This window comes from Microbacterium sp. Bi128 (assembly GCF_918698205.1).
In genome coordinates this window covers 1-2,207 of record NZ_CAKKMM010000850.1, presented here as the reverse complement: position 1 = coordinate 2,207, position 2,207 = coordinate 1, and the positions used below count along the sequence as shown (strand labels likewise).

The 2,207-nt window shown below is 73.8% G+C and carries 2 protein-coding genes and 1 pseudogene; all 3 read left to right on the top strand.

Features of this window, described 5'->3' with window-relative positions; translation table 11 throughout:
* A partial coding sequence (locus tag LQV45_RS27135; RefSeq protein ID WP_230009876.1) for an ATPase, T2SS/T4P/T4SS family occupies positions 1–952 on the top strand: 952 nt, incomplete at its 5' end.
* Between the two features lie 161 nt (positions 953–1,113).
* Positions 1,114–1,848, top strand: a complete 735-nt coding sequence (locus LQV45_RS27130) for a hypothetical protein (protein ID WP_230009875.1) — start codon at positions 1,114–1,116, stop codon at positions 1,846–1,848.
* Between the two features lie 43 nt (positions 1,849–1,891).
* Positions 1,892–2,207: pseudogene (locus tag LQV45_RS27125) on the top strand (type II secretion system F family protein); the annotation flags it as partial.

Genomic DNA, 2,207 nt, shown 5'->3' with positions numbered 1-2,207 from the left:
CGGCGCGAGGATGGTGGCAGCCGGTGGCCGCCGCCTGGACGACGGTTCGCCGTGCGTCGATGTCCGGCTCGACGGCGGCTACCGGGTGCACGCGGTGCTGCCGCCCATTTCCACGGCCGGGACCCTCCTGAGCGTGCGGATCCGCCGGGCCACGGTCTTCTCAATGCCCGAGCTGAAGCGCGCCGGCATGTTCGGGGCCGGGACGCCCGGGAGCCTGGTCCAGTCCGTGCTCGAACGCATGGTGGCGGCCAGGCTGAGCTTCCTCATCAGCGGGGCCACCGGTTCGGGGAAGACCACGTTACTGGCGACGCTGCTGGGATTGTGCCACCCCGGGGAGAGACTCGTCCTGATTGAGGACGCCGCAGAACTGAATCCCGTCCACCCGCACGTCGTCGCGCTGGAATCCCGGCACGGAAACCTGGAAGGCGGTGGCGCCGTCGACTTGGGCGAACTGGTCCGCCAGGCCCTCAGGATGCGGCCGGACCGGCTGGTGGTGGGCGAATGCCGCGGCGCCGAGGTCCGCGAGCTGCTCTCGGCGATGAACACCGGACACGCCGGAGGCGGCGGGACCATCCACGCGAATGAGGCGGCGGCTGTGCCTGCCCGGCTGACGGCCCTCGGCGCGCTCGCCGGCATGGGCCAGGACGCGGTACGGCTGCAGGTCGCCAGCGCGATCGACGTCGTCGTGCACGTCGAGCGGACCGAATCGGGCCGCCAGGTGGCGAGCGTTGGAATCATGGAGGTCCTAGACTCGGGCCTGGTTGTCGCCGCCGCACTGGAGATCCAACAGGGCGAGCTCCGCTTCGGCGGAGCCTGGCCGCTGCTGGCGCGCCGTCTCGGCCTGGATCCCGGGTTGGCCGGGGCGGACCCCTCCGAACTGCAGGCGGCGCTGCCGGCAGGACGGCCGCCGGGTTCCGGCCGCGAATCCCTCCAGCCCTGGACGCAGCGATGACCGTCTTCCTCGTCGTCGTTTTGGTCCTGGCCGTGTGGCTGGCATTTCCCACCCCGCGCGCGGCCGGCCATCGTACCCGCAGGGCCTTGCACGCCGCGGGCACGCGAGCTCCCGCGGCCTACGGTTCCCCGGGATCCCGCCCAGGACGGGCCGTCGGGGGCATGACCCGTTGGCGCGGCAGGGGATCTCCCGATGCCGGGCCCGTCCCCATGACAGTCCTGGTCCAGCAGTTGGCCGCGCTGCTGAAGGGAGGGCGCATCCCCGCCCGGCTGTGGGATGAACTGTGGGCCCTGTACGGCGGTGACACCGCGCGGGACGGGCCGGCGGCCCAGGCCGCAGTTCACAGCGCCGGCCAGCCCCGCACCGCAAACGGCGCCGGCACGGTCCTCGGCCCGGAGTCCCGCAGGATCCTCGCAGCCGCGCGTGCCGCCGCCCGGCGCGGGTCTTCCGTGGCCGCGGCCATCCGCCGCGAGGTCTCCGCGGGCACTGCCGGTGCGGGCGCCGTCGTCACGGTCACCACGGGTGCCGTCGGCATCCGGGCCCGCCGCGACGTGCGTGTGTGGGGCGAGCTCGCCGCATGCTTTGACACCGCTGAAGCCAGCGGTTGCCCCCTGGCCGATGTCCTGGCGCGCTTTGCCGCCCACCTTGAAACGGAGGACGACGCCGAGGCAGCGCGGCAGACGGCCTTGGCGGGCCCCCGCGCGACCGTTCGTCTGCTGACCTGGCTGCCCCTGTCGGGCCTGGGTCTCGGCCTGCTGCTCGGCGTGGACCCGGTGGCGACACTGCTGGGAACTCCCTGGGGCCTCGCGGCGTTGGCCGCAGGCGTGGCGCTGACCGCCGTCGGCCGGTTGTGGTCCGCAAGGCTCGTCCGCGCCGCGGCGGAAGCACCAACGTGACTCCGCGGTGGTCGCCGTGAGGCCCGAACTTGCCGGATTCGTGATGGCAGCGAGCCTTGCCGGGGCAGCCGCAGTCGTCCTCGCCCGCCCGGGCCGTGTCCGCCGGCGGCTCCGGCGCCAGCTTCGGGCCCCTGCCGGCGGGGCCGCCCGGCGCCCGACGGTCCACGACGCCGGCCGGCACGGACGTCACGGCCTCCCGGGCCTGCGGGACACCGCCATGATGCTGGAACTGATCGGCGCCATGTTGGATGCGGGAGCCGGACTTGGCCGGTCCCTCGACCTCGTGGCCGCCCTCATGCCACCGGAACTCGGGCGGCAGCTTCGGCCGGTTGTGTCAGCCCTCGCAATCGGTGCGGACT